Source organism: Sphingomonas sp. (genome assembly GCF_036388215.1).
GTDB lineage: Bacteria > Pseudomonadota > Alphaproteobacteria > Sphingomonadales > Sphingomonadaceae > Sphingomonas.
Window position 1 is genome coordinate 20359 of record NZ_DASVSH010000009.1, and the last position, 25681, is coordinate 46039.

Annotated in this window: 27 protein-coding genes; 14 read left to right on the forward strand and 13 right to left on the reverse strand. The window is 65.3% G+C overall.

The window, feature by feature from the left end; all coding sequences use genetic code 11:
* Window positions 1-70 precede the first annotated feature (70 nt).
* The 3 genes from VF617_RS03230 to clpS all read left to right on the forward strand — a co-directional run bounded on the left by VF617_RS03230 (window position 71) and on the right by clpS (window position 3158).
* The gene (locus tag VF617_RS03230) at window positions 71-1807 is read left to right on the forward strand and encodes a class I poly(R)-hydroxyalkanoic acid synthase (RefSeq protein ID WP_331013421.1); all 1737 of its coding nucleotides are present in this window, start codon (window positions 71-73) and stop codon (window positions 1805-1807) included.
* A 113-nt stretch (window positions 1808-1920) separates the two neighbouring features.
* Window positions 1921-2673, forward strand: coding sequence for a phasin family protein (locus tag VF617_RS03235; protein WP_331013422.1), 753 nt, complete (start codon window positions 1921-1923; stop codon window positions 2671-2673).
* A gap of 155 nt (window positions 2674-2828) precedes the next feature.
* On the forward strand, window positions 2829-3158 hold the full coding sequence (gene clpS, locus VF617_RS03240; protein WP_331013463.1) for an ATP-dependent Clp protease adapter ClpS: 330 nt from the start codon (window positions 2829-2831) through the stop codon (window positions 3156-3158).
* Window positions 3159-3212: 54 nt separating this feature from the next.
* On the opposite strand, the gene VF617_RS03245 is transcribed toward clpS, so the two are convergent.
* Window positions 3213-3947: a Crp/Fnr family transcriptional regulator gene (locus VF617_RS03245; protein WP_331013423.1), complete on the reverse strand. Its 735-nt coding sequence runs from the start codon at window positions 3945-3947 to the stop codon at window positions 3213-3215.
* A gap of 122 nt (window positions 3948-4069) precedes the next feature.
* On the opposite strand from VF617_RS03245, the gene murA reads away from it, so the two are divergent.
* Window positions 4070-5356 carry a UDP-N-acetylglucosamine 1-carboxyvinyltransferase gene (gene murA, locus VF617_RS03250; protein WP_331013424.1) on the forward strand — a complete coding sequence of 429 codons (1287 nt, stop codon included), beginning with the start codon at window positions 4070-4072 and terminating at the stop codon, window positions 5354-5356.
* Between the two features lie 7 nt (window positions 5357-5363).
* Here murA and VF617_RS03255 read toward each other — a convergent pair whose 3' ends face one another.
* Genes VF617_RS03255 through VF617_RS03265 form a run of 3 tightly spaced genes read right to left on the reverse strand, consistent with a single transcriptional unit; the run spans window position 5364 to window position 7330 of the window.
* Window positions 5364-6506, reverse strand: coding sequence for a glutathionylspermidine synthase family protein (locus VF617_RS03255; protein WP_331013425.1), 1143 nt, complete (start codon window positions 6504-6506; stop codon window positions 5364-5366).
* A 6-nt stretch (window positions 6507-6512) separates the two neighbouring features.
* Window positions 6513-6920 carry a hypothetical protein gene (locus VF617_RS03260; RefSeq protein WP_331013426.1) on the reverse strand — a complete coding sequence of 136 codons (408 nt, stop codon included), beginning with the start codon at window positions 6918-6920 and terminating at the stop codon, window positions 6513-6515.
* A gap of 2 nt (window positions 6921-6922) precedes the next feature.
* Window positions 6923-7330, reverse strand: a complete 408-nt coding sequence (locus tag VF617_RS03265; RefSeq protein WP_331013427.1) for a DUF350 domain-containing protein — start codon at window positions 7328-7330, stop codon at window positions 6923-6925.
* Between the two features lie 160 nt (window positions 7331-7490).
* On the opposite strand from VF617_RS03265, the gene VF617_RS03270 reads away from it, so the two are divergent.
* Window positions 7491-8387, forward strand: coding sequence for an iron-containing redox enzyme family protein (locus VF617_RS03270; protein ID WP_331013428.1), 897 nt, complete (start codon window positions 7491-7493; stop codon window positions 8385-8387).
* Between the two features lie 67 nt (window positions 8388-8454).
* Here the strand turns inward: VF617_RS03270 and VF617_RS03275 are convergent, their stop codons facing one another.
* The 7 genes from VF617_RS03275 to lgt form a co-directional block, all read right to left on the reverse strand.
* Window positions 8455-8661 carry a cold-shock protein gene (locus VF617_RS03275; protein ID WP_331013429.1) on the reverse strand — a complete coding sequence of 69 codons (207 nt, stop codon included), beginning with the start codon at window positions 8659-8661 and terminating at the stop codon, window positions 8455-8457.
* A 225-nt stretch (window positions 8662-8886) separates the two neighbouring features.
* The gene (locus VF617_RS03280) at window positions 8887-9099 is read right to left on the reverse strand and encodes a hypothetical protein (RefSeq protein WP_331013430.1); all 213 of its coding nucleotides are present in this window, start codon (window positions 9097-9099) and stop codon (window positions 8887-8889) included.
* Window positions 9100-9194: 95 nt separating this feature from the next.
* Entirely contained in the window at window positions 9195-10511 is a 1317-nt protein-coding gene (locus VF617_RS03285; protein ID WP_331013431.1) for a cystathionine gamma-synthase family protein, read from the reverse strand.
* Window positions 10512-10557: 46 nt separating this feature from the next.
* Entirely contained in the window at window positions 10558-11313 is a 756-nt protein-coding gene (pgeF, locus tag VF617_RS03290; RefSeq protein ID WP_331013432.1) for a peptidoglycan editing factor PgeF, read from the reverse strand.
* Window positions 11310-11819, reverse strand: a complete 510-nt coding sequence (locus tag VF617_RS03295; RefSeq protein WP_331013433.1) for a GNAT family N-acetyltransferase — start codon at window positions 11817-11819, stop codon at window positions 11310-11312. Before VF617_RS03295 ends, pgeF begins: the two co-directional genes overlap by 4 nt.
* Entirely contained in the window at window positions 11816-12961 is a 1146-nt protein-coding gene (locus tag VF617_RS03300; protein WP_414713941.1) for a class I SAM-dependent methyltransferase, read from the reverse strand. The genes VF617_RS03295 and VF617_RS03300 overlap by 4 nt, the downstream gene beginning before the upstream one ends.
* A gap of 136 nt (window positions 12962-13097) precedes the next feature.
* Window positions 13098-13982, reverse strand: coding sequence for a prolipoprotein diacylglyceryl transferase (gene lgt, locus VF617_RS03305; RefSeq protein ID WP_331013434.1), 885 nt, complete (start codon window positions 13980-13982; stop codon window positions 13098-13100).
* A gap of 91 nt (window positions 13983-14073) precedes the next feature.
* Here lgt and VF617_RS03310 point away from each other — a divergent pair, with 91 nt between their 5' ends.
* The 8 genes from VF617_RS03310 (at window position 14074) to VF617_RS03345 (ending at window position 22795) form a co-directional block, all read left to right on the forward strand.
* Window positions 14074-16332, forward strand: a complete 2259-nt coding sequence (locus VF617_RS03310; protein WP_331013465.1) for a xanthine dehydrogenase family protein molybdopterin-binding subunit — start codon at window positions 14074-14076, stop codon at window positions 16330-16332.
* Window positions 16329-17348, forward strand: a complete 1020-nt coding sequence (hemH, locus tag VF617_RS03315) for a ferrochelatase (RefSeq protein WP_331013435.1) — start codon at window positions 16329-16331, stop codon at window positions 17346-17348. The genes VF617_RS03310 and hemH overlap by 4 nt, the downstream gene beginning before the upstream one ends.
* A gap of 29 nt (window positions 17349-17377) precedes the next feature.
* Window positions 17378-18100 (forward strand): acetoacetyl-CoA reductase, encoded by a 723-nt coding sequence (gene phbB / locus VF617_RS03320; RefSeq protein ID WP_331013436.1) that lies wholly within the window; start codon window positions 17378-17380, stop codon window positions 18098-18100.
* Between the two features lie 265 nt (window positions 18101-18365).
* On the forward strand, window positions 18366-19343 hold the full coding sequence (locus tag VF617_RS03325; RefSeq protein WP_331013437.1) for an esterase-like activity of phytase family protein: 978 nt from the start codon (window positions 18366-18368) through the stop codon (window positions 19341-19343).
* Window positions 19344-19415: 72 nt separating this feature from the next.
* A complete protein-coding gene (rlmN, locus tag VF617_RS03330; protein WP_331013438.1) occupies window positions 19416-20624 on the forward strand; it encodes a 23S rRNA (adenine(2503)-C(2))-methyltransferase RlmN in 1209 nt (402 codons plus the stop codon).
* Window positions 20617-21375 (forward strand): sulfite exporter TauE/SafE family protein, encoded by a 759-nt coding sequence (locus VF617_RS03335; protein ID WP_331013439.1) that lies wholly within the window; start codon window positions 20617-20619, stop codon window positions 21373-21375. Before rlmN ends, VF617_RS03335 begins: the two co-directional genes overlap by 8 nt.
* 17 nt (window positions 21376-21392) lie before the next feature.
* On the forward strand, window positions 21393-22067 hold the full coding sequence (locus tag VF617_RS03340) for a cytochrome b/b6 domain-containing protein (protein ID WP_331013440.1): 675 nt from the start codon (window positions 21393-21395) through the stop codon (window positions 22065-22067).
* A complete protein-coding gene (locus tag VF617_RS03345; protein ID WP_331013441.1) occupies window positions 22064-22795 on the forward strand; it encodes a molybdopterin-dependent oxidoreductase in 732 nt (243 codons plus the stop codon). Before VF617_RS03340 ends, VF617_RS03345 begins: the two co-directional genes overlap by 4 nt.
* On the opposite strand, the gene VF617_RS03350 is transcribed toward VF617_RS03345, so the two are convergent.
* Both VF617_RS03350 and VF617_RS03355 read right to left on the reverse strand, forming a co-directional pair.
* The gene (locus tag VF617_RS03350) at window positions 22792-23217 is read right to left on the reverse strand and encodes a DUF1801 domain-containing protein (RefSeq protein WP_331013442.1); all 426 of its coding nucleotides are present in this window, start codon (window positions 23215-23217) and stop codon (window positions 22792-22794) included. The genes VF617_RS03345 and VF617_RS03350 overlap by 4 nt on opposite strands.
* A complete protein-coding gene (locus VF617_RS03355) occupies window positions 23210-24286 on the reverse strand; it encodes a tetratricopeptide repeat protein (protein ID WP_331013443.1) in 1077 nt (358 codons plus the stop codon). Before VF617_RS03355 ends, VF617_RS03350 begins: the two co-directional genes overlap by 8 nt.
* 150 nt (window positions 24287-24436) lie before the next feature.
* On the opposite strand from VF617_RS03355, the gene VF617_RS03360 reads away from it, so the two are divergent.
* On the forward strand, window positions 24437-25681 hold the full coding sequence (locus VF617_RS03360; protein ID WP_331013444.1) for an argininosuccinate synthase: 1245 nt from the start codon (window positions 24437-24439) through the stop codon (window positions 25679-25681).

Genomic DNA, 25681 nt, shown 5'->3' on the forward strand with positions numbered 1-25681 from the left:
ATCCTTTCGGCGTTCCACCCTTACGCGACTCGCGCGATTTGGGCTAGGGAGGTTGCAGGAGAGAGACGCCATGGCCGAGAATCCCACTCCCACCCCGAACCTCGAGGACCTTCAGCATTGGACCTGGGTGCTGGGCAAGGCGCAGCAGATGATGCTCGAACAAGGGCTCGACGTGATGCAGAAGGCGGCTCCGGCCAATCCCGCCTTCGCTCCGATGCTCGATCCCGCCGCAGCAATCCGCGCGAGCGCGGACTTCTGGGCGGATACGATGCAGCTCTGGCAGCGCTTCCTGGATCCCGCGCATGCCCAGCCGTTCGAGGAAACGCCCGATCAGGCGCGCGACAAGCGCTTCAAGGCGCCGCAATGGCGCGAGGAGCCGGTGTTCGATTTCCTGCGCCAGAGCTACTTCGTCATCGCCGACCACCTGTTGAAGGGCGTCGATGCGATCGACGGCGTGGAGCCGCGGCAGAAGGAGCAGATGCGCTTCGCGACCAAGGGATTCATCGACGCGATCAGCCCGACCAATTTCCCTGCGACCAATCCGCAGGTGCTGGAGAAGATCGTCGAGACCAAGGGCGAGAGCCTGCTCAAAGGTCTTCAGCATATGCTGGCGGACATCCAGAAGGGGCAGATGACCCAGACGGCCGAGGGCGCGTTCGAGCTCGGGCGCAACCTGGCGATGACCCCGGGCAAGGTCGTCAAGCGCACCCCGCTATATGAGCTGATCCAGTATGCCCCGGCCACCGATCAGGTGCTCAAGACGCCGCTGATCATCTTCCCGCCCTGGATCAATCGCTTCTACATCCTCGATCTGACCCCGGAGAAGAGCTTCATCGCCTGGGCGGTGAGCCAGGGGATGACGGTGTTCGTCGTGTCGTGGAAATCCGCGGATGCGAGCATGAAGGATGTGCGCTGGGACGATTATGTCGAATCCGGCCAGATCGATGCGATCGACACGGTGCGCGAACTCCTGGGCGTCGAGAGCGTCCACACGATCGGCTATTGCGTTGCGGGCACTACGCTTGCCGCGACGCTCGCGGTGCTCGCGGCGCGCGGCGAAAAGGGCAAGGTGGCAAGCGCGACCTTCTTCACCGCGCAAGTCGATTTCTCGGAAGCCGGCGATCTCACGATGTTCGTGGATGACGACCAGCTCGCATTGATCGAGTCGCTGGGGGGCGAGGGGTTTCTCGATGGCCGCTACATGGCGACGACCTTCAACCTGCTGCGCGGGCGCGACCTGATCTGGAATTACGTCACCAACAATTATCTGATGGGCAACGATTACGCGCCGTTCGACCTGCTCCACTGGAATTCGGACGTGACCAACCTGCCGGCGAGCTGGCACCTCGGCTATCTGCGCGACCTCTATCGCGACAACAAGCTGGTCGAGGCAGGCGCGATGGCGATCAACGGCACACCGCTCGATCTGTCAAAGGTAACGACGCCTACCTATGTCCAGGCAGGCCGCGAGGACCATATCGCGCCCGCGGCCAGCGTCTGGAAGATCACGCACCACTTCAAGGGCCCGGTCAAGTTCGTGCTCGCGGGATCGGGGCATATCGCCGGCGTGGTCAACCCGCCGGCCGCGGGCAAATATCAATATTGGACCAATGACGAGAAGGTCGAGACGCTCGCCGAGTTCGTCGCGGGCGCGAAGGAGACCAAGGGAAGCTGGTGGCCGGACTGGGTCGGCTGGATCGAGGGCTTGGATGGCGTGAAAGTCGCGGCGAAGGGCGCGCGAGTGCCTGGAAAAGGCAAGTTGAAATCGCTAGGCGAGGCCCCGGGAACCTATGTGCGAACCCGTTGAAACCACGCCTTCCGTAACGTAATTTATTTTGTTGCACTGCACAATAAACCTCTTGCAACGCACAAATCTCCTGCCTATATGCCGCATTGCAGCAATCAAGCAGGGAATGTCGAATGGCAAGCAAGGGAACCAAGAACGGCACGGCGAAAGCCTCCGCTCCCAAGCCCGTAGCGGGTCGCAAGCCGGCAGCGCCCAAGGCAGTCGTTGCTGCGCCCAAGGTTGAGAAGCCCGTCCAGGCCGCGCCCGTCGAACCGCTTGTTACGTTTGCCGAAGCGCTGCCCGAGCCGGCCCCGGCCCTGGAAGCAGCACCGCAGGAAATGATCGAAGCGATTACCGCAGAGACAATCGAAACCACCGAGACCGTGGAAGCGGCGATCGAGCCCGTTCAGGAGGCTGTCGCCGAAACCATATTCGAGGAAACCAGGAAAGTGGAAACCATGATTGAGAACAACACCGCAAAGGCCCAGGCCCTGTTCGCAGACTATAACGACCGCACCAAGCTGGCAGTCGAGAAGTCGACCAAGCTGATCGAAGAAGCCAACGACTTCGCCAAGGGCAATGTCGAAGCGATCGTCGAATCGAGCAAGATCGCCGCCAAGGGCATGGAAGCGCTCGGCCAGGAAGCCGCCGAGTATAGCCGCAAGTCGTTCGAAACCGCGACTGCCGCCCTCAAGACCTTTGCAACGGTCAAGTCGCCCACCGAGCTGTTCAAGCTCCAGAGCGATTTCTTCCGCACTTCGTTCGACTCGTATGTCGCCGAAGCTTCGAAGAACACCGAAGCAATGCTCAAGCTCGCCGGCGACGCCGCGCAGCCGCTGTCGAGCCGCTTTGCGGTCGCAGCCGAGAAGGTGAAGACCGCGGCGTAAGCCCTGCCTTCGCTTGTCGAGACAGAGAAAAGGGCGGTCATCCTCCGGGATGGCCGCCCTTTTCCTTGCTCCAATGTTCGACGCGCCTTGCCCTTCCCCGGCCAAGCCCATATTTTCGCCGTGAGATGCAGCACATCAACGAGTTTCATATCCGCATGGCCGGAGACGGCGACGACGATGACCGCCGCGATCCCTCGGTGGGTCTCGCGACGCGGACCCGCACGCGCACCAAGCAGCCCACACCCTATCGCGTACTGATGCTCAACGACGATTATACCCCGATGGAGTTCGTGGTCCTGGTGCTGCAACGCTTCTTCAAGATGGACATGGAGGCGGCCACGCGGGTGATGCTCGCGGTCCACCAGCGCGGCGTCGGCGTCTGCGGCGTGTTCAGCTATGAAGTCGCGGAGACCAAGGTGAGCCAGGTGATCGATTTCGCCCGGCAGAACCAGCACCCGCTGCAATGCACGATGGAAAAGGCCTGAGGGCTTTGCGGCTCACCGCGGTGCCGGGCTGTCGCCGCTTCGCAAACAATGCCCTTAATTCGGCTTGGGCAGCCAGTTGAGGCTCAGCCCGTCATAGCGATTGACGTAATTGGCCGTACGAGCCAGCACCCGCTCATCGACCAGAGTGACGCGACCGCCCTCTCGCGCGATCATGCCGTCGTCCTCGAGCTGGCGCAGCATCCGGTTGACATGCACTGCCGTCAGCCCCGTGGCGTCGCCGATTTCCTCTTGGGTGAGGCCCAGCGCAAAGACATTTTCGATGCTCTTGTCGGTGGTGCGCAGACGGTTGCGCAGTTCGAGCAGCAAGGCGGCGACGCGCGCCTTGGCCGATGTGCGGCCCAAGGCGGCCAGCCGGTCGGTGAGTGCGACGCGCTCGATCTGCGAATGGACCAGGATCATCGCCGCCAGGCGGGGGTGCGCCACCATCATCTCGGACAAGGCGGTGCGGTCGAACGGGCTGACCACGCAATCCGATAGCGCGGCGAGCGTTTCAGGCGCTTCGCGGTAGATTGCTGAGGATATTCCCAGCATGTCACCGGGGAACAGGAAGCGCAGGATCTGGCGGCTGCCGTCCGCGAGCAACACATAGCTCATCATCAGGCCTTTGCGGAGGATGAAGAGCTCGGAACAGGCTTCGTTCTCGCGCTGCAACACCGCCCCGCGGCGCACATGCCGCTGGCGTTCCTCCAATTTTTCCAGCGCCCCCCGTTCGATATCCGTCAAATCGATCAGTTCGCTCAACACTTGGGCAAAACAACTATCGGACACGCGTTCGCTTCTCCCCCCGGCACTCCGTGAAGCAGTGCAACTGAATCAATGCATTAAAGTCGATCAACCAGGGCAAATTGCACCGCGCTTGCGTGGGCGTAGCCAGCGGGTAGAAGCCCGTGATGGACCGAATTCTCATCCGCGGCGGAAATCGCCTTTCCGGTAAAATCCCCATCTCGGGCGCCAAGAACGCCGCACTGACTCTCATGCCGTGCGCGCTGCTAACCGACGAACCCTTGACCCTGCGCAACCTGCCTCGGCTGGCGGACGTGGACAGCTTCGGCCATCTGCTCAACGAGCTCGGCGCATCCACGGCGATCGAGGGCACGCGGCCCACCGATTTCGGCCGGGTCATGACGATGCGCGCCGGGCGGCTCACGTCCAGCGTCGCGCCCTATGATATCGTCCGCAAGATGCGCGCGTCCATCCTCGTGCTCGGGCCGCTGCTCGGTCGCGCGGGCGAAGCGACCGTATCGCTCCCAGGCGGCTGTGCGATCGGCAACCGCCCCATCGATTTGCACCTCAAGGCGCTGGAGGCGATCGGCGCCGAGATCGAAGTTGCGGCCGGCTATGTGAAGGCCAGCGCGCCGCAGGGCGGGCGGCTCTCCGGCGGGCGCTATCGCTTCCCTGTGGTCTCGGTCGGCGCGACCGAGAATGTGCTGATGGCCGCGGTGCTGGCCCAGGGGACGACCATCCTGCAAAACGCCGCGCGCGAGCCGGAGATCGTCGACTTGTGCAACCTGCTCGTCGCAATGGGCGCCTCGATCAGCGGCATCGGCAGCGAGACGCTGGAGATCGAGGGCAAGGACCGGCTCCACGGCGCGACCTATAAGGTGATGCCCGATCGGATCGAGGCGGGCAGCTATGCCTGTGCCGCCGCGATCACCGGCGGAGATGTCGTGCTCGACGGCGCTTGCGCGGACGACATGCGCGCCACGCTCGATGCGCTGGCGGAGGCGGGCGTCACGGTCGAGGAAACCCAGGACGGCGTCCGCATCGCCGCGGATGGCCCTCTCCGCCCGCTGACGCTCAGCACCGCCCCCTTCCCCGGCTTCGCCACCGATATGCAGGCGCAATTCATGGCGATGCAGTGCCGGGCCGAGGGGGCGAGCGTCTTCACCGAGACCATCTTCGAGAACCGCTACATGCACGTGCCCGAACTGGCGCGGATGGGCGCCAATATCGAAGTCCGCGGCCGCACCGCAGTGGTCCACGGCGTCGATCGGATGAGCGGCGCGCCCGTTATGGCGACCGACCTTCGCGCATCGATGAGCCTGATCATCGCGGGCCTGATGGCCGAAGGCGAGACGCAAGTCGCCCGCGTCTACCATCTCGATCGTGGCTATGAGCGGCTGGAAGAAAAGCTCCAGGCCGTGGGCGCCGATATCGAACGGGTCGGGGACGGCTGAGCCGGCATCACCCCTCGATCACATGCGGCACGAAGCGGGCGCGGTTGCCGGTAATAAGGCCGTCCTCCCGAATGCCCATGCCCGCGGCCTTGCCGTCCACGCTCCACACCCCCAGCACCGGGTAACCCTGGCCGAAATCGCGCAAGGGGTAAAGCTGCTGATAGACCCTCGCGCCGGTATAATCGCCATCGCTGCGCTCCAGCACTTCGCCCGCGGCGACGATCTCGACATTGGCGCCCTCGCGCGCGAGCAGCGGCTTGGCGACATAGCTGGGCCCGGCCCCCGCGGCATTCCATGAAGCTGCGAGCAGGTTCGGGTGGCCGGGAAACATCTCCCAGAGCACCGCCAGCACGCCCTTGTTGCTCCAGATCATCTTCCAGATCGGCTCGATCCAATGCGTGTCGGACAAGTGCCGGACGATATCGCGGCCATAATCCTCTTCAACGATCCATTCCCAGGGGTAGAGCTTGAAGATCGCGCTGATCAGCCGATCCTCGCCGTCCACCACGCGGCCCTGGGCGTCCACGCCGATATCGTCGAGCAGAACCCCGAATGTATCGAGGCCGGCCTGTGTCGCCAGATCACGCATATAGGTCGCGGTGATCGTGTCCTCGTGCGATTCGTCATCGGCATGGGTGAACCAGATGCGATTGCCCGTCATCCGCGGCGCGATCTCGGCCCAGCGATCCGCCAACCGCTCGTGCAGGCTGTTGAACTGGTCGAGGTGCGGGAAGATTGCTTCCTTCCAGTCCCATTGCACGACCGCAGCCTCGAGCATTGCAGTCGGGGTGTCGCAATTGAACTCGAAGAGCTTGGGCTCGCCGCTGCCCGAATAGCCGAAATCGAACCGGCCGTAGTTGAGCGCGGCCGGCTCTGCCGCCCAGGAAGCGCGGACCGCGTCCTGGCAAAAGTCCGGGATGCCGAAGCGAGCCATCAGGGCGGGGTCCGCGACGATGCGGTCCCCGGCCTCGATCAGCAGGTCATAGACCGCCTCAGCGGCGGTTTCGATCTTGGCGATCTCTTCGCTGCCGAAGACATAACAGGCGCTTTCGTCCCAATAGGGCTCTTCCTGCGCGCCGTGCCAGATCAGGCCCTGGGCCTCGACGAGTTGCTGCCAGCCCTCGCGCGGCTGGACCGATTGCCGGCGCATCGCGCCTCAGGACCGTCCGCTGCCGAAGGAGCGCCCGCGCGATCCCATCCCGCCGCGCGACACTGCCTGCGAGCGCGTCATGTTCGCGTCGGAGGGCGCGTAGCCATAGCTGCCTCCTGCGCGCGGCTGATAGGAGCCGCTGTTGGCGTAGCGCGCGTCGCGGATCGAATCGCCATAATAGGGCACGCGCGAGTTGCGCCCGAGATAATACCACAGGAACGCGTTCGATCCGCCCGCATGCACAGCCGGCTGGCGCGCGCACTGGGCGTCTTCGACGCGCTTGCCCTCCTTGTCGACGCAGACCGCGGTGTCCTTGTCCGCGACCACATCGTCCCAGCGCTCCTCGCGCGAGCAGCCGGGAAGCGCGAGCAGGGCCGCAGCCATCGCGCCCGTCATGCTGAGCTGCTTCTTCATGCTCACGGCACCATGCACGCGGCCTGGAGGATACCGATCCCCAGGCCCATCCCGCCGACGAAGATGCCGGAGGCGACGCAACTCTCGGTGATACGCTGCGATATCCCGCGGAACAGCAGCCGCGCGATCACGAGGAACACGACAAGCTGGACCAAGGCCGCGACGCCGCCCCAGATCAGCATGTCCGGAATGCTCACCGAGTGGCCGATAACCATGGCGACCGGCACAGCGAAGCCGAGGAACGTCCCCGTCAGTTGCACCGCGGCGGCGACATTGCCCTGGGCGATCAGCGCCATTTCCTTGTGCGGGGTGATCAGCACGTAAAGAAACAGGAAGGCGCCCGCCAGCGCCACGGCCGCGGCGAAATAAGCGAGAAAATGCGGCAGAGTCTCGATGAAATAGTCGAACATTGGCCCCTCCGATCGTCTTCAGGCTAACAGGTGGGAAGCCTCGCGAAAAGCCTTGCGCGCCAAGGAAATTTGAATTGATCCAAGCTGGTTGGCCCCCACCCGCAGGAACAAGCGGGCCCCGTCGCCAGTTTGACGACTCCGAATAGGAGACAGCGACCCCATGGCCACTTGCGCCCCCGATTTTGCCAACGACCCCGGTTCCCAGTTTCTGAAAGACAGCTTCCAGCGCGGCCTTGCCCATTGGAACCGCGAGCGGCTGGCTCCTGGCTTCCCCAGCGCCGATTGGCAGCGGACCTTCGATCGCGACCTCAAGATGCAGCGGCTCGAAGGCGGATTCCTTGAGGAGTTGCGCGACGAGATTAGCGCCGAGGCAGCGGCCGCGCCGACTGAGGTGTCCGGCTTTATCGAATGGTTCGAGGCGCTGAAGGCGACCGGCCCAGGCCAGGGCGATCCGCTTTTTCCATGGCTGGCCGGGGAGGCCGACAAGGACCAGCTTCGATGGTTCTTCGAACAGGAAGCCGCGGGCGAGGCCGGGTTCGACGATCTGGTCGCGATGACGCAAGTCAAATTGCCGGTCGAGCCCAAGCTCGAGCTCGCTCGCAATTACTGGGACGAGATGGGCCACGGCTCCGCCAAGGGCATGCATGGGCCGATGCTTGATGCTTTGGTCGAAACCCTCCAGGTCGAGCCAGTTATCGAGAATACAGTGTGGGAAAGTCTGGCGCTCGCCAACGCAATGACCGCAATGGCGGCCAACCGCCGCTATGCCTGGCATTCGGTTGGTGCGCTTGGCGTGGTCGAGCTGACCGCTCCGGGGCGCTCCGCGATGGTGGCGGATGGGCTCAAGCGCGTCGGGCTGTCGCCCAAGGAAGCGCGCTATTTCTCGGTCCACGCGGTGCTCGACGTCAAGCACAGCATCGAGTGGAACAGGAACGCGATCCGCCCCGCGATCGAGGAAGACCCGCGTCGCGCAACCGCCATGGCGGAGGGCGCCCTGATTCGCCTCAAATGCGGCGAGCGCTGCTTCGCGGCCTATCGCGCGCACCTCTGGGGCTGAAACGAGCCGGCCCGCCTCCCTTTCGGGAAGCGGGCCGGTATTGTTCAGCAGAGCCGAACCCGGGCGCTTAAAGCGCCTGGAGGTTCACCGCCGAGGACTTGCCGCGGTTGTCGGTTTCGACTTCGTACGAAACGCGCTGGTCGGTCTGCAGCGTGCTCATGCCCGCGCGCTCGACGGCGCTGATGTGGACGAAGCTGTCATTGCCGCCGTCTTCCGGTGCGATGAAGCCATAGCCCTTGTCGTTGTTGAAAAACTTTACTTTGCCGATCGGCATGGGATGTTCCTTTCACGAAACATGGAAATTCCACAGCGCAGCGTGCGCGGCGAAGCCAGGAAGCGCGAAATGGAAGGGTCGGCCGAGGGCCTCGAATTCCGTCACCGGCGACGATAGCCGCGCCGAGATAGCGACATCTGCTCGAAAAGCAATCGTGCGACGCCAAAGCGGGGTTTTGTCGAGCCAGCCCGAGGCGTTTCGCTGTCCAGCGGCGCGATACCGCGCTTATTCCCCGGCGATATCTTCCGACTCGGGCGTGACGGTTACGCCGCGGCTATGCTCCTGGCGCTTTTCGCGCCGCTCGGCATCGGTGGCTTCCTTGGCCCAGGCGTTTGCGGCCCGCAGCGCTACGTCGCGGCTGTTGTCGAGGGTGGCGGCGTCGGCAAGCGCAAGGTGATGCGCTTGCTGCGTGCGGCATAATAGCGAGGTGGGGTTCATGGACCGTCCTTTTCGGGGTCGTACCCCGGATATGGAGCAGCGCCCCTTATATAGGCGCTGGCTGGGCAAAAAGACAGGGCAGCGCCCGGCGGCTACTAGATCGCCTTCAGCGCTTCGTCGAAATCGGCGATCAAATCGTCCGCGTCTTCCACGCCGATCGAAATGCGCACCAGATTGTCGGTGATGCCGAGCGCCTGCTTGCGCGCTTCGGCAACAGACAGATGCGTCATCCCCGCGGGGTGGCTCGCCAGCGTCTCGGTCCCCCCCAGCGACACGGCCAGCTTGGCGATCTTGAGCGCATCGAGGAACGCGAAGCTCTCTGTCTCGCCGCCCTTCAGGTACAGCGAAAAGGTCGATCCCGCCCCGATGCAGTGGCGGCGATAGATGTCCGCCTGGCGCGCGTCGCCTTGCTCCTCGAGAAAGCCGAGATAGCCGACCTTCTCGACCTTGGCATGGCCGTTCAGGAAATTGCAGACCTTCACCGCATTCTCGCCCGCGCGGCTCATGCGCAATTCAAGCGTCTCCAGCGAACGCAGCAGCATCCAGGCGGTGTGCGGATCGCAGATCGTGCCGATCGTGTTGCGCATCAGCCGGATCGTGTTGATGTGATCCTTCTTGCCGAGCACGCCCCCTGCGACGAGGTCCGAATGGCCGCCGGCATATTTGGTCAGCGAATAGACCACGATGTCGGCGCCCTGCCGCATCGGCTGTGCCCAGAGCGGCCCGAGAAAGGTATTGTCGATCGCGATCGGGGGCTTGCTGGGACCCTTGAATATCGCATCGCGGCTTGCCGCCACGGCTTCGACATCGACCAGAGCATTGGTCGGGTTGGCGGGGCTTTCGAGATAGATCAAAGCGACATTGCCGGTCGCGGCCTTGGACAGCACCGCGTCGATCTCCTCGCGCGTCGCGCCAGCCGGGAAATCTAGCCAATGCACGCCGAAGCGGCCCAGGATGCGCGCGATCAGCGTCTCGGTCGCGGCATATAGCGGCCCGGAGTGGACGATCGTGTCGCCGGGCTTGACCATCGACAGGAACAGGGTCGCGATCGCGGACATGCCGCTGGAGAAGGCAAGCGCGTCCTCGGCCTCTTCCCAGACCGCCAGCCGGTCTTCGAGAATCTCCTGGTTCGGCCCGTTGAAGCGCGAATAGACGAGCCCCTCGGCGCCGCCCGGCCGCTTGCCGGTGACGCCTTCGAAATGGCGCTTGCCCGCGGCGGCATTGGGGAAGACGAAGGTGGAGGTCAGGAAGATCGGCGGCTTGAGCGATCCTTCGGAGAGCATCGGATCGTAGCCATGCCCCATCATCAGCGTTGCGGGGCGGAGCTTGCGGTTGCCGACCGATTCGACATTCGCCTTGGGGCGGCGGCGCGGGGTGGCGCCGGTCAGGTCGGCTTCGGTTTCGTCGGTCATGCTCGTCTCCGGAATTGCTGGGCCGCGCTCTAGCCCAAAGACCGTCTCAATTGATACCAATTATCGAGATCTGACGGCCATAGTCGCTTTCCCTCGCATGCGTTGCGCGGCGGAAGCTGTAGAAGCGCTCGGGCTGGGCATAAGTGTCCTCGCCCATCATCTCCACGGTGCGAACTCCGGCGGCCGCCAGCCGGCTGGCGACATAGGCTTCGAGATCGAACTGGTGGTGACCCGCGCGCCCGGCGGCGAAAAAGCGCTCGTTGGTGGGATCGGCCTCCGCGAATCGGCGGAAGAAGCTCTCGTCGACTTCATAGCTGGCGCGCGCGATGCACGGTCCCACTGCGGCCACGATCCGCTCGCGCTTTGCCCCGAGCGATTCCATCAGCGCGACCGTGGAATCGGTCACTCCGCCCAGAGCGCCCTTCCACCCCGCATGTGCCGCCGCCACCACTCCCGCCTCGCGGTCGGCGAGCAGGACCGGCGCGCAATCGGCGGTGAGAATCCCCAGCGCGAGTCCAGGCCGGTCGGTGACAAGCGCATCGGCGTGGGGGCGCTCATCGAACGGCGCGTTTGCGATCACCGCGTCGCGGGAATGAACCTGGAAGACCGTAGCGAGCCGCGCGCGAGGGAGCACAGCCTCGGTAGCGCGTCGCCGGTTCTCCGCTATGACAAGCGGGTCGTCGTGCGAACCGGTGCCCACATTGAGCCCGGCATGCGCCCCGGTAGAGACGCCTCCGCGCCTCCCGAGAAATCCGTGCGCCACGCCCTCGAGGGCGCGGGCGCGGACAACCTCGATGGTCACAGGTCCAGGCTCCAGATCCGGTCGTCGTCGATATGGTCGCCGACGCGGAATTCATAGGCTCCTATTTCGACGAAGCCGTAGCGGCGGTAGAAACGCTGGGCGCGGATGTTCGCGACGAAGACACTGAGCACCATGCGGCGGCTGCCGCGCGCCCGCGCCGCCGCGAGCGCCCAGTCCATCAAGACGGGTGCCACCCCTTCGCCCTGCCACTGGCCCAGTATATAGAGCTGGTGCAGCTCGATCGTATCGGCGCCCCATTCGCCGGGAAAATCGACCGGGCCGATCTTGGCGAAGCCCGCGATCGCTTCGCCTTCCAGCGCGAGACGCACGGAATAGGCGGGGTCGCAGAGGTGCGAAGGGAGCCCATCGGCTCCGAAGCTGCTGTCCAGAAACGCCGCAAGGTCCTCGGCGCGATACAGGCTGCCGAACGTGTCGGTGAAGGCGCGCTTGGCCATATGCGAGAGCGCCTGGCCATCGGCCGGAGCCGCATCGCGATACTCGATCACGCGAACCCCGCCGGTGCGGGCCAGCCGGGGGCGGTGAGCGCGAGCACCTTGAACAATTCACCCATCTGCTCCGGATCGGTCAGCCGCGCGCGATCGAGTGCGAGCTGCTCCGCCCGCCCGGGGGACGCATTCGCGAGCGCGTCGGTCCGCGAGCCGATGCCGATCGCTTCGAGGAACGCGCCCTGCGTGACCGGGCCGTGAACGATCAACCCCTCGGCTTCGGCGGCTTCCTTGAGCGTGGCGAAATCGACATGCGCGGTGAGGTCGGCCTCGCCGGGATCTTCGAATGGGTTCGCATATTGATGCCCGCGCACGGCCTGGAGCGTGTCGCCGATCGCGGGGCCCTCATACCCGTAGTCGATGATAACGGCCACGCCGCCCTGCGCAAGAAGCCGCGCCGCCAGCCCGCGCAGGATCGCCACGCTCGCGGGCGAAGTCTCCAGGATCGATCCCGGCTCCGCGTGAAGCAGCGGCTTGGGAATGATCATGTCGAAGCTGCGGTCGCCCGCGATCGGCAGGAAGAGCGTGTCCTGACAGGCGATCAGCCGCTCGCGCCAGCCATCGCCGGTCGCGATCAGCTGCCGGATCGGCAGCGCGTCGAAGAACTCGTTGGCGACGACGAGCAACGGCGCATCTTCCGGCAAGCCGATCATGTCGAGATGGAATTCCGCCTGCGGCACGCGCTCGGCCTGCGCCGCGCGCAGCGTCGGGCTGTTCTCGACCAGGTCGACCGGTGGCTCGAAGCCCGCTTTCGCCATCGCGCGCAACGCGTCAGCCGCAAGCGTCCCGCGCCCCGGCCCCAACTCGACATAGCGCGCAGGCGGGCGCCCGGCGCGGTCCCACATATCGGCCAACCACAGGCCGATCAGTTCGCCGAACATCTGGCTGATCTCGGGCGCCGTGGTGAAGTCGCCCCGCGACCCCAGCGGATCGCGCGTGCCGTAATAATGCGTGTTGGCTGCCGCCATGAATTGCGAGAGCGGAATCGGGCCGGCAAGCGTGATCGCCCGCGCCAGCCGCTCGGCGAGCAAAGGTTCGGCGGCATTTTCGGCGCGCTGCCGCGGCGCGGCGGAAAGGGGGTTGTCGCTTAAATCCCCCTCCCGCTTGCGGGAGGGGTTAGGGGAGGGCCTGTCATCGGTCATCGGGAAGCGCACATGCCCTCCCCCGACCCAGCGATGCAAGGTGCCAGGTCGAAATTGCCCCCGGCAATTTCTCAATCTTGCTGGGAGCATGATTGCCCTGGCACCTTGCATCGCTCGCAAGCGGGAGGGGAGAAGATTACGCCACGCTCTCCGAACCTGCGATCGGCTCGATGCGCTGGCGGCGGGCCTTGGCGGTGGCGATCAGATATACCCCGCCCACGATCATCGGCACGCAAAGCCATTGGCCCATGTGCAAGCCCGTCGCGTCGGCGAGCCAGACGAGCTGGCGATCGGGCTCGCGGTAGAATTCGACCAGGAAGCGGCACAGGCCATAGCCCAGCAGGAAGATGCCGACGAGCTTGCCCGGCTCGTAGCGCGCCTTGGTTCGCCAGAAGAAGAACCAGAGGATCGCGAAGAGCAGCAGCCCTTCCAGCCCCGCTTCGTAAAGCTGGCTGGGATGCCGCGCGGGATCGATCTGGCCGCTCTCGACGCTATTCTGGAATATGATTCCCCAGGAAACGTCCGTCGGCTTGCCCCATAGTTCGCCGTTCACGAAATTGGCCAGCCGCCCGAAGAACAGCCCGAAGGGCACTGCGCAGGCGACATAATCGTGCACGCGCAGCCAATGCAGCCCATTCCTGCGCGCCAGCAGGATGATCGCGAGAGTGACGCCCAGCACGCCGCCATGGAACGACATGCCGCCGTCCCACAGGCTTATCGCCTGGAGTGGATTGCTCAACATATGCGGCGCGTAGAACAGGATATAGCCGATCCGCCCGCCCAGGATGATGCCCAGCGTGGCATAGAAGACGAGATCGTCGGCATGGCGCTTGCCCATCGGCGCGCCGGGCTCGCGCAGCAGCTTGAGCAGATACCACCAGCCGATCAGGATGCCCGCGATATAGGCCAGCGAATACCATTTGATCGTGAACACGCCCAGATCGAGCGCGACCTTGCTCAGGCCGAGTTGTTCGAAGCGGATATGATCGGCCGCGGCGGCGAGCATGGTCAGGTCGGTCATCGCGACCTGCGATAGAGCAGCCGCGCGGCAAACCCAAGGGGCTTCGCGAGCGGCTGGCGCACCCGTGAAAGCCGAGTTAGAGGTTTCGGCGATGGCGCTCGACCTTCCCAAGCTTGACCTGTCGAAGCTCAAGAAGCCGGACCGGCGCACGCTGCTGATCGGCGGGGGCCTGGGCGCGGGGCTGGTGCTCGCCTGGGCGGTCTGGCCGCGCACCTATCTCCCAAATCTTACGGCAGCGCCGGGCGAGAGTCTGTTCGGCGCCTGGCTCAAGATCGGCAGCGACGGGCATATCGCCGTCGCGATCCCGCAATGCGAGGAAGGGCAGGGCGTGTTCACCGCCATGCCCCAGATCATCGCCGACGAACTGGGCGCGGACTGGAAGATGGTGGGCGTCGAGCCCGCGCCGCTCAATCCGCTTTATGCCAATCCCCTCGCGGCCGCGTCGTTGTTCGAGCTGGCGGTGGGCGGGCTTCCCCAGCAATTGCAGCGCACCCATGCCGCGCGCGCCGGGCTGATGCTCACCGGCTGCTCCACTTCGATCCGCAATTTCGAGGATCAGTTGCGCCAGGCGGGGGCGGCCGCGCGGGTGCTCCTGTGCAAGGCGGCGGCACGGCGCTGGGGAGTCGATTGGCAATCCTGCGGCACTGCCGGCGGCTTCGTGATCCACGGGAACCAGAAGCTCGGCTTCGGCGATCTGGCGGGCGAAGCGGCGGACGAGAGCCTGCCCGACGATCTGCCCCTCCGAACCGGTGAGGCGAATCGGCTCTACGGCCAGAGCGTCCCCCGCCTCGATACGCCATCCAAGACCGATGGCAGCGCCAATTTCGCCGCCGATATCCGCCTCCCCAACATGGTCTATGCCTCGATCCGCCAGGGCCCGACCGGGGAGACCGAGTTGGTCAAGCTGGACCGCGCCGCCGCCAACCAGGTCCCGGGCATGCTGGCGGTGGTTACCACTAAAAAATGGGTGGCTGCGGTCGCGCAGAATTGGTGGGCCGCGGAGCGCGCGATCGATGCGATGCGCCCGCGCTTCAAGACACCCGACAATGTCGTGAACAGCGACACGATCGAAGCCGGGCTCACCGCCGCATTCGAAGGCGAGGGCGCGCGCATCGCCTCGGCGGGCGACCTGCGCGCGGACTTCAAGGGCGCGCGGCTGATCGAGGCCGAATACCGTGTCGGCCTGGCGCTCCACGCCACGCTCGAGCCGATGACCTGCACCGCGGCCTATGCAGACGGCCGGCTGACCCTGTGGCTGCCGACGCAAGCGCCCGGCCTCGCGCGCGCCGCCGCCGCGCGCGCCGCCGGAATAGGCGAGGGCAGCGTGGTCGTCCACGCGACGATGGCCGGCGGCTCCCATGGCGCCAAGCTGGAGCACGAAGTCGCCGAGCAGGCGGCATTGCTCGCGGTCAAGATTCGCCGCCCGGTCCAGCTCACCTGGCCGCGCGGCGAGGATTTCCGCCAGGACCGCTACCGCCCCGCCGCCGCGGGACGCATGGCCGCCAAGCTCGACGGCAAGGGCCGCGTGACGGGGTGGCTCGCCAAGATCGCCGCACCCGAGACCGGGCGCGAACTCTCCAGGCGGCTGCTGGGCGGGGATGCGATCGTGACGGCGTCGCTGGCGATGCCCGGCTCGGGAGATCCCTCCGCTATCGCCGGCGCGACGCCGCCTTATGCGATCCCCAATCTGGGCGTCGATCATCATCCCGCCAGGATCGGCGTGCCCACCGGTTATTGGCGCTCGGGCGCGCATAGCTACACGGCATTCTTCACCGAATGCTTCATCGACGAGCTCGCGCATGTCGCCGAGCAGGACGCGCTCACGTTCCGCATGGCGATGCTGGGCAACGAGCCGCGCCTGGCGCGCTGCCTGCAGATGGCGGCGCAGTTGGGCGGGTGGCAGGGCGGGCTGCCCGGCAGCGGCCAGGGCATCGCCTGCCACATGTTCCGCGGCTCCTATATCGCCGTGATGGCGGAGGCGCATCTGACTGCGGATCGCCGCGTCAAGGTCGAGCGGCTCGTGGCGGCGGTCGATTGCGGGCGGGTGGTCAATCCCGATCTGGTCAAGCAGCAGATCGAGGGTGGGCTGATCTTCGGCATGGCCGCCGCGACCGGCGCGAGCACCGGCTTCACCGAAAACGTCGCCGATATCCGCCAGCTGGCCGAGCTTAACCTGCCGACGCTGGCCACCAGCCCCGACATCACGGTAGAGATCATCGCCAGCGGGAGCGATCCGGGTGGCGTCAGCGAACTCGCCGTCCCGCCCGCCGCCCCTGCCATCGCCAATGCGCTGCAAGCAGCGACCGGCGTCCGTTTCCGCCGCCTGCCCTTGCTCTCGGATCTGGAATGAGCCCGGCAAACCACCCCCCCGTCGCGACCGGCAGGATCGGCGTGCTGCTCGTCAATCTCGGCACGCCCGATGCGCCCGATGCGAAATCGGTACGGCGCTATCTGGGCGAGTTCCTGTCGGACAGGCGCGTGGTCGAGATTCCGCAACTGGTCTGGCAGCCGATCCTGCGCGGGATCATCCTGCGCACCCGGCCGAAGAAATCGGCGCATGCCTATCGTCAGGTGTGGCGCAAGGACGGATCGCCGCTCGCCGCGATAACGCGTGCGCAAGCCGCCGCACTGCAGGGTGCGTTCGGTCCCGAAGTCATCGTCGATCACGCGATGCGCTATGGCCGTCCCGCGCTTGGCGAGCGATTGCGCGCGCTCAAGGATCAGGGCTGCGAGCGTATCCTGCTCGCGCCGCTCTATCCGCAATATTGCGCGGCGACCACCGCTACCGCGAATGACGAGGCGTTCCGGGCGCTGGCCGCCATGCGCTGGCAGCCGGCGCTCCGCACGCTGCCGCCCTATCATGACGACCCGGCCTATATCACCGCGCTGAAGGCATCGGTGGAAGCCAGCCTCGCCTCGCTCGATTTCACGCCGGATGCCATCCTCGCCAGCTTCCATGGCATGCCCCAGCGCACGCTCGAGCTGGGCGACCCCTATCATTGCCATTGCCGAAAGACCGCGCGGCTGCTCGGCGAAGCGCTAAAGGAAACGCTGGGCGCCCGCGAGCTGACCGTCACCTTCCAGTCGCGCTTCGGCCGCGCCAGATGGCTCGAACCCGCGACCGACACGGTGCTCGCCGCCTTGCCCGCCCAAGGCGCGAAGAAGATCGCAATCCTTGCTCCCGGTTTTTCCGCCGATTGCCTGGAGACACTGGAGGAGCTGGCGATTCGCGGGCGCGAGACCTTCCTCTCGGCGGGGGGAACCGATTTCGCCTATCTGCCCTGCCTCAACGATAGCGCGACCGGAACGGACATGCTGCGCAGCATTTTGTCACGGGAGCTTGAAGGCTGGGTCCGGCCCGCCTAGCCTGTAGCGAAATCAAGGAGAGGATATCTATGGCACGCGTAGCGATCGTGACGGGCGGCACCAGGGGCATCGGCGAAGCGATCAGCGTCGCGCTCAAGGAAGCGGGGATGACCGTCGCCGCCAATTATGCCGGGAATGACGAGCGCGCACAGGCGTTCAGCGAGCGGACGGGCATCCGGGCGTTCAAATGGGACGTCGCCGATTATGATGCGTGCCAGTCCGGTTGCGCCCAGGTCGCCGAAGAACTCGGGCCCGTCGATGTCGTGGTCAACAACGCGGGCATCACGCGCGACGGCACGATCCTCAAGATGACCTACCAGATGTGGAAAGAGGTCATGGACACCAATCTGGGCGGCTGCTTCAACATGGCCAAGGCGGTCTTCCCCGGCATGCGCGAGCGCAAATGGGGCCGCATCGTCAATATCGGCTCGATCAACGGCCAGGCCGGGCAATATGGCCAGGTCAATTACGCCGCCGCCAAATCGGGTATCCACGGCTTCACCAAGGCGCTGGCGCAGGAAGGCGCGCGCGCCGGGGTGACCGTGAACGCGATCGCGCCCGGCTATATCGATACGGACATGGTTGCCGCCGTGCCGGCCGATGTGCTCGAAAAGATCGTCGCGAAGATCCCGGTCGGGCGCCTCGGCCAGGCGAGCGAAATCGCGCGCACGGTGCGGTTCCTGTGTTCGGACGATGCGGGTTTCATCACCGGATCGACGCTGTCGGTGAATGGCGGGCAGCATATGTACTGACGGGCGAAGGGGCGGCCACGCCCGCGCCGGTGTTCGCATGCGAACACGACGGCTTTGCCGGGATGATGATAGGGCAGAAAGAATCGAAGGGGGCCGGTCCACCAGGAACCGGCCCCCAACCCTCGATACGCTACGCGAGGGATATCGATACGCAAACAACGTTTGCCGCCCTAGCGCAGTTCCGTTGACGTCTTGCTGAACGCTGTGGTTAGCGCGCGTTCATATCCGGGCTGGCCGCGGCGGCGCGGCGGGCTATGAGAGCGCGATGCGCCGCGCCGCCCCGATCCTCGCGATTATCCTGTGCCTGGGGGCAGGGGCGTCGGATGACGGCCAGCGCGAGCCGCTCGGCTCGAATGCCGTGGTGCGAGCGATTCCGGTGGCGCTCGACGCGAAGGATCCGGCGCGGTTGAAGGTGGGCGCGCTCACCTATCTGGGCGGAGTCGAACTAAAGAGCCCCGATCGCGCTTTTGGCGGCTTTTCGGCGATGCAGGTGCGCGGCGACGATTTCCTGCTGGTCAGCGACTCGGGGAACACGGTCCGCTTCCGGATGGGCGGGGATTTTCGCGTCGGCTCGGCGCAGTTCGGAGATGTCGGCCTGGGCCCACGCACGGGCCAGAAAAAGTCCGATCGCGACGTCGAATCGCTCGCCAGCGATCCCGCCACCGGGCGAATCTGGCTCGGTTTCGAGCGCTCGAACGCGATCTGGCGCTATGATGCGTCGCTGGAGCGAACCGCGCGCTTCGCGCATCCGCCGGCGATGCGCGACTGGCCGATCAATGGCGGCGCCGAATCGATGGTGCGGCTGCGCGACGGCCGCTTTATCGTGATCAGCGAGTCCGCGCGGCCCAAGGGGGGCAAGGGTCGAATCGCGCTGATGTTCGCGGGCGACCCGACCGAAGCGCCCGCAAGCGGCTTCCGCTTCGCCTATGTGCCGCCCGCCGGCTTCGATCCCAGCGACATGGCGGAACTTCCCGACGGCCGGCTGCTTGTGCTCAATCGCCGCCTTTCGGTCCCGGCGCTGTTCACGACGAAGCTGACTCTGGTCGATCCCCGCGCGATTCGGCCCGGCGCGGCGGTCGCGGGCCGTGAGATCGCCCATTTCGTCCGGCCCCTGCTCCACGACAATTTCGAAGCGCTGGCGGTCACTCGCGAAGGGGGCGAGACGATCCTGTGGATTGCCTCGGACGACAATCAGGAGGTGTGGGAACAGTCGCTGCTCCTCAAGTTCAAGCTGGATCTTTAGAACGAGGGCGTGGGCCCCGGATGCGTGGAGCAAGGGTGGAAATATCCGCGCTTTTCCATTATGAGCCCGCCTATGCAGACAGAGTCGGCCGCCCTCATGCCCATTCCCGGGCACATCGATCCCGTGCCCGTGCCGCGCGCCCGGCTGATCCGCCCGGACGGCCGCATCGATTTGCTCGGCCTTTCCAGGCTTGATCTGCGCATGGCGCTCGAGGCGTCGCAGCTCGATCCCAAACAGGCCAAGCTGCGGGCCAAGCAGCTGTTTCACTGGATCTACAATCGCGGAGTCACCGATTTTGCGCTGATGAGCGATATTTCGAAGACGATGCAGCCCTGGCTGGCCAATCGCTTCGTGATCTCGCGCCCCCAGGTGGTCGAGGCGCAGGTCTCGACCGACGGTACGCGCAAGTGGCTGCTGCGCTCGCCGGACGGGCAGGATTACGAGATGGTCTTCATCCCCGATGCGGACCGCGGAACGCTTTGCGTCTCGTCGCAGGTCGGCTGCACGCTCAATTGCCGCTTCTGCCACACCGGCACGATGCGGCTGGTGCGCAATCTCGAGCCTTCCGAAATCGTCGGGCAGGTCATGCTGGCGCGTGATGCCTTGGGCGAATGGCCGAGCCAGCCCGAGGGGCGGATGCTCACCAACATCGTGATGATGGGGATGGGCGAGCCGCTCTATAATTTCGAGCACGTCCGCGATGCGCTCAAGCTGGTGATGGACGGCGACGGCCTTGCGCTCTCCAAGCGCCGCATAACGCTTTCCACGTCGGGCGTCGTCCCGATGATGGCGCGCGCGGGCGAGGAGATTGGCGTCAATCTGGCGGTCTCGCTTCATGCGGTCACCAAGGAAGTGCGCGACGAAATCGTGCCATTGAACCGCAAATACGGGATCGAGGAGCTGCTCCAGGCATGCGCCGACTATCCAGGCGCGAACAATGCCCGGCGGATCACCTTCGAATATGTCATGCTCCGCGACAAGAACGACAGTGACGCCGATGCGCGCGAACTGGTGCGGCTGCTCAAGCATTACGACTTGCCCGCCAAGGTCAATCTGATCCCGTTCAATCCGTGGCCGGGCGCGCCATACGAGTGCTCGACGCCCGAGCGCATCCGCGCGTTTTCTAACATCATCTTCGCAGCCGGCATCTCCGCCCCCACGCGCACCCCCCGCGGACGCGACATCGACGCGGCGTGCGGCCAGCTTAAGACCGCTTCCGAGAAGCAAAGCCGCGCCGAACTCGATCGGCAGGCGGAAGAGAAATTGGCGGCTCTTGGTTGATTTCGCCACGGCCGCGCTCGCGGCGGGTGCGGGGATCGTCGGCGGCGCGATGAACGCGCTGGCCGGCGGCGGGACCTTTGCCACGCTTCCCGCGCTGATCGCGCTGGGCCTCCCCTCCACCGTCGCCAATGCCACGTCGAACGTCGCCTTGCTGCCGGGAGCGGCTGCGAGCGCGGCGGAGTATCGCGGCGAGCTCGCGCCGGTCGGCGGGCTTTCGGTGCGGGCGCTCGCGTTGCTCACTTTCGCTGGCGGACTGATGGGCAGCGTCCTGCTGGCGGTCACTCCCAGCCGCGCCTTCGACCTCATCATCCCCTGGCTTCTGCTCTTCGCCTTCGCGGTGATGTGCTTCGGGCAAAGCGCTTCGGATTGGCTGCATGCGCGCGTGACGATCGGCAGGCCCACGTTGATCGCGGCGCAAGGCCTGCTCGGCATCTATGGCGGGTATTTCGGTGGGGGTGTCGGTCTCATCACCACGGCGGTCTACGGGCTGCTCGCGGGCGCGCATCCGCGCTCGCTCTTCGCGATCCGCACGCTGACGCTCGCCGTCGCCAATCTCGCCGCGGCATTGGTGTTCGCCACGGTCGGCCTGGTCGCGTGGGCGATTTGCCTGCCGATGCTGCTGGGCGCGATCCTGGGCGGCTGGGGAGGGGCAAAGCTCGGCAAGCGGCTGCCCAATTGGGCGGTGCGCGCCTGGACTCTGCTGGTCACCGGCGCGACTACCATCGTCTTCTTCGTGCGCGCCTACGGATGATGCGCTAAGGCGGGACCATGCAGGTTTACCGCCATCGGCTGATCACGCGCATCTGGCACTGGGTCAACGCGCTGGCGGTGATCGTGCTGATCGGCTCCGGCCTGATGATCTTCAATGCGCATCCCCGGCTCTATTGGGGGCATTACGGCGCGAATTTCGATCCGGCCTGGCTCGAATTGCCGCGCTGGCCGGGATGGCTGACGATCCCCAGCCATTACAGCCTGGCGGGTGCGCGGCACTGGCACCTGTTCTTCGCGCTGGTGCTCGCCTTCGGCCTGCTGATCTATCTGATCTGGAGCCTCGCCAACCGCCACATCCAGCGCGACCTGCGAATTCGGGCCGATGAGCTGACGCCGGAAAATCTCGCCCACGATGCCCGCGAGCATATGGCGCTGCGCTTCCACGATCCCGAGGACCCGCGCGCCTATAATATCTTCCAGAAACTGAGCTATGTCGGGGTGATCTTCATCCTCATCCCGCTGCTGATCCTCACCGGTCTGGCGATGTCGCCGGGCATGTGGCCGTGGCTGATTGACTTGTTCGGCGGACGCCAATCGGCGCGCTCGATCCACTTCATCGCGATGGCGCTGCTGAGCGGCTTCATCGTGATCCACCTCGCGCTCGTATTCCTCGCCGGCACGGTCAACGAGCTCCGCTCGATGATCACCGGCTGGTGGAGGCCTCCCGAATGATCACGCGGCGCAAGGCCATTCTCGGCACCGGCGCGGTGATGCTGGCGGGCTGCGATTCGCTGTCCGACAATCCGGCGTTGCTGAGCGCGGACGAGGCGCACCATTTCCTCCAGCGCTCGATAGTCGGGCGCGCAGCGCTGGCGAAGCAATATCGCGCCGATCAGATGAGCCCGCGCTTCCGGGTCAATGGCAATGCCAATCCGAACACGCCCGAATATGCCGCGCTGGCGGCGAACCGCTTCGCCGATTGGCGGCTGGAAGTCGGCGGGCTGGTGGCGCGCCCGCTGAGCCTCAGCCTCGCCAAGATCCAGTCGCTGCCGCAGCGCGCCCAGATCACCCGCCACGATTGCGTCGAGGGCTGGAGCGCGATCGGCAAGTGGCAGGGGCCCCGGCTCGAGACGGTCCTCCAGCTGGCGGGGCTCCGCGACGGTGCACGCTACATCGTATTCCACTGCGCCGACCGTTTCGGCGCCTCGCCTTATTACGAATCGATCGATCTGGTCGACGCCTTCCACCCCCAGACGATCCTCGCCTGGGCAATGAACGACCGCTATCTGGACGTGGGACACGGCGCCCCTGTGCGGCTGCGTGTCGAGCGCCAGCTCGGCTACAAGCACGCCAAATATGTCATGCGGGTCGAGGCCGTGGCTTCGCTGGGCGGGATCGGCAAGGGGAAGGGCGGCTTCTGGGAAGATTCGAACGGCTATGAATGGTATGCCGGCATCTAGCAGACCGTGCAGTGATCCACGTCTGCCGAGGTCATCCAGGTCCGCGTCACAATTTCCTCCAGCAGCGCCACATCCACATCGGCAAGCTTGTTGATATACAGGCACGCCTTGGAGCGCTTATGCTTGCCGAGACGCGCCAGCATCCCGTCATACTCTGGAAAACCGCCGACATAGAGCGTAAGGCTCGCAGATCGCGGGGAAAAGCCGATCCGGCACATGTCGCCCTCGTGCCCGCTGGCATATTTATAGTGATAGCTGCCGAAGCCGATGATCGTCGGCCCCCACATCGTCGCCGGCTCCCCCGTCACACGCTCCATCATCGCGCGCACCGCCTTGCCATCCGCCCGCCGCACCGGATGCTCGACCGCCTCGAGAAAATCATCGACGCTGACCGCCGCGGCCTTCGTCTTGATCTCAGCCATCGCAGTCGTTCCAATAATCCTTGTTGGTCGTGCAGCTTTGACGAGCACCGGTCGAGCGATCGACATAGCAAACGGTCTTCATCGGGCACGCCTTCCACACGCGCGGATGATATTCCGGGGGCGCATTGGCGCGCTTGAACGCAGCGACGACCTTGGGGCGCATCGCGCCCACCTGCTTGCGGATATCGGCATCGCCATCGCGGATCGCGACGTCGAGCCAGTAGAGCACTTCGTCTTCGCGGTCCTTGGCGTCCTTCATCTGGAGCAACGCGCTGGCGGCGATCACTGCGCCGACGACCTGGTCCTGTTCGGCCAAATTGCGCGCCAGGCGATAGGCTACCGCATGATCGGCCTTGATGCCGTCGCCGTCATTGACTTGAAAGGCGGCCAAATAGGCTGCGTAGACATGCCCCTGCTCGGCCGCTTTGGTGTACCAGGTGAAGGCCTGTTTCGGGTCCTTCTTGGTGCCGAGCCCCTCCTTGTACATGTTGGCGAGCATGAATTGCGCATCGACGTGCCCGCCGGCCGCGGCATCGCGAAGGTAGGGAAAGCCGCTGGCATAATCGCTCGGCTTACCGAAGCTGCCCCCGACATGGAGCGCGCCGAGAAAAAACAAGGCTGAAGGGTCGCCAAGCTTCGCAGCCCGGCCGAGCGACTCGAAGCCCATTTCCGGCGTGAGCTTGGCGGATTTGCCGGTGAGGGCAGTATGGGCGATTTCGAACCACGCCGACCCGTCGTTGTGCTGGCTATATTCGTTGACCATGCCTAGCCCCTCGGCGGTCACGACCGTGCGGTTGCTCCCGCGTGCCAGCAACGCATCCGGTGCCTGCGGGCAGGTCGCACCGGCAGTCGCGGCGCCCGCCTCATAGCTCTTGGCCCAGTTCTTGTCCGATTCGGAGATCGCCCGGCCGGCATGAACGTCCTCGACAATCACGTCATAGGCACCGTGGCAGTTTCTTCGCTCGGCATATTGCTTGCCCATATCGGGTAGGCCGTGCTGGCTCTGCATCGCTGCTGCGGTACCCGCGCCCGCAAGGACGCACGCGAATAAAAGGGCAGGTAGTCGCATCGCCATTTCCCCCATTGGCTGCAATTGCCTGCAGCATTGCAGCACGCGGGCCGAGCCGCAAGTGACAATGCCTGACAGGGGAGCCCGGCTTGCACGCTCGCGCATCGGACCCTAGAGCGCGCCGGTTCCCGAAAGCCCGGAGTCGAAGCCATGTCCGATCAGATCAGCCGTCCCGCCGGCGAAGCCGGCATCAACCGGGTGGTCCTTGCCTATTCGGGCGGGCTGGACACCAGCGTGATCCTGAAATGGCTCCAGCAGACCTATAATTGCGAGGTCGTGACCTTCACCGCCGATCTCGGCCAGGGCGAGGAACTCGAGCCCGTCCGCGGCAAGGCGCAGATGGCCGGGGTCAAGCCCGAGCACATCTTCATCGACGATCTCAAGGAAGAGTTCGTCCGCGACTTCGTGTTCCCGATGATGCGCGCCAATGCATTGTACGAGGGGCTGTATCTGCTCGGCACGTCGATCGCGCGGCCGCTGATCGCCAAGCGGCAGATCGAGATCGCGCGTCAGGTGAATGCTGATGCGGTAAGCCACGGCGCGACGGGCAAGGGCAACGATCAGGTGCGCTTCGAGCTCGGCTATTACGCGCTCAATCCCGACATCAAGGTGATCGCGCCCTGGCGCGAATGGGACCTCACCAGCCGCGAGCGGCTGATCGAGTTCGCGGAAAGGCACCAGATCCCGATCGCGCGCGACAAGCGCGGCGAAGCGCCGTTCTCGACCGACGCCAATCTTTTGCACACGTCGTCCGAGGGCAAGGTGCTCGAAGATCCGTGGCAGGAAGTCCCCGATTATGTCTATTCGCGCACCGTCAATCCCGAGGACGCGCCCGACACGCCCGAGACCATCACGGTGGATTTCGAGCGCGGCGACGGTGTCGCGCTGAACGGTGAGGCGATGTCCCCCGCGACATTGCTGGCGGCGCTCAACGAGCTTGGCCGCAAGCACGGCATCGGCCGGCTCGATCTGGTCGAGAACCGCTTCGTCGGCATGAAGTCGCGCGGCATGTACGAGACGCCGGGCGGCACTATCTATCATCTCGCGCATCGCGGCATCGAGCAGATCACCCTCGACCGCGGCGCCGCGCACCTCAAGGACGAGCTCGCCCCGCGCTATGCCGAGCTGATCTATAACGGCTTCTGGTTCGCCCCCGAGCGCGAGATGCTTCAGGCCGCGATCGATTATTCCCAGGAGAAGGTGACGGGCACCGTGCGCTTGAAGCTCTACAAGGGCAGCGTGATCGTCACCGGGCGCCGCTCGCCCTTCTCGCTCTATTCCGAAAAGGTCGTCACCTTCGAAGACGACCAGGGCGCCTATGACCAGCGCGACGCCGCCGGGTTCATCAAGCTCAACGCATTGCGACTGCGGCTATTGGGGCGGCGCGAGGGCTGA

Coding starts and splice junctions, on each gene's coding strand:
- clpS (WP_331013463.1), top strand. CDS start 2,829: ATGGCCGGAGACGGCGACGACGATGACCGCCGCGATCCCTCGGTGGGT.
- VF617_RS03235 (WP_331013422.1), top strand. CDS start 1,921: ATGGCAAGCAAGGGAACCAAGAACGGCACGGCGAAAGCCTCCGCTCCC.
- VF617_RS03340 (WP_331013440.1), top strand. CDS start 21,393: ATGCAGGTTTACCGCCATCGGCTGATCACGCGCATCTGGCACTGGGTC.
- VF617_RS03280 (WP_331013430.1), bottom strand. CDS start 9,099: ATGAACCCCACCTCGCTATTATGCCGCACGCAGCAAGCGCATCACCTT.
- VF617_RS03285 (WP_331013431.1), bottom strand. CDS start 10,511: ATGACCGACGAAACCGAAGCCGACCTGACCGGCGCCACCCCGCGCCGC.
- VF617_RS03310 (WP_331013465.1), top strand. CDS start 14,074: ATGGCGCTCGACCTTCCCAAGCTTGACCTGTCGAAGCTCAAGAAGCCG.
- phbB (WP_331013436.1), top strand. CDS start 17,378: ATGGCACGCGTAGCGATCGTGACGGGCGGCACCAGGGGCATCGGCGAA.
- VF617_RS03300 (WP_414713941.1), bottom strand. CDS start 12,961: ATGACCGATGACAGGCCCTCCCCTAACCCCTCCCGCAAGCGGGAGGGG.
- lgt (WP_331013434.1), bottom strand. CDS start 13,982: ATGACCGACCTGACCATGCTCGCCGCCGCGGCCGATCATATCCGCTTC.
- VF617_RS03230 (WP_331013421.1), top strand. CDS start 71: ATGGCCGAGAATCCCACTCCCACCCCGAACCTCGAGGACCTTCAGCAT.
- VF617_RS03350 (WP_331013442.1), bottom strand. CDS start 23,217: ATGGCTGAGATCAAGACGAAGGCCGCGGCGGTCAGCGTCGATGATTTT.
- VF617_RS03270 (WP_331013428.1), top strand. CDS start 7,491: ATGGCCACTTGCGCCCCCGATTTTGCCAACGACCCCGGTTCCCAGTTT.
- rlmN (WP_331013438.1), top strand. CDS start 19,416: ATGCAGACAGAGTCGGCCGCCCTCATGCCCATTCCCGGGCACATCGAT.
- hemH (WP_331013435.1), top strand. CDS start 16,329: ATGAGCCCGGCAAACCACCCCCCCGTCGCGACCGGCAGGATCGGCGTG.
- VF617_RS03360 (WP_331013444.1), top strand. CDS start 24,437: ATGTCCGATCAGATCAGCCGTCCCGCCGGCGAAGCCGGCATCAACCGG.
- VF617_RS03345 (WP_331013441.1), top strand. CDS start 22,064: ATGATCACGCGGCGCAAGGCCATTCTCGGCACCGGCGCGGTGATGCTG.
- VF617_RS03260 (WP_331013426.1), bottom strand. CDS start 6,920: ATGAAGAAGCAGCTCAGCATGACGGGCGCGATGGCTGCGGCCCTGCTC.
- VF617_RS03255 (WP_331013425.1), bottom strand. CDS start 6,506: ATGCGCCGGCAATCGGTCCAGCCGCGCGAGGGCTGGCAGCAACTCGTC.
- murA (WP_331013424.1), top strand. CDS start 4,070: ATGGACCGAATTCTCATCCGCGGCGGAAATCGCCTTTCCGGTAAAATC.
- VF617_RS03325 (WP_331013437.1), top strand. CDS start 18,366: ATGCGCCGCGCCGCCCCGATCCTCGCGATTATCCTGTGCCTGGGGGCA.
- VF617_RS03355 (WP_331013443.1), bottom strand. CDS start 24,286: ATGCGACTACCTGCCCTTTTATTCGCGTGCGTCCTTGCGGGCGCGGGT.
- VF617_RS03275 (WP_331013429.1), bottom strand. CDS start 8,661: ATGCCGATCGGCAAAGTAAAGTTTTTCAACAACGACAAGGGCTATGGC.
- VF617_RS03265 (WP_331013427.1), bottom strand. CDS start 7,330: ATGTTCGACTATTTCATCGAGACTCTGCCGCATTTTCTCGCTTATTTC.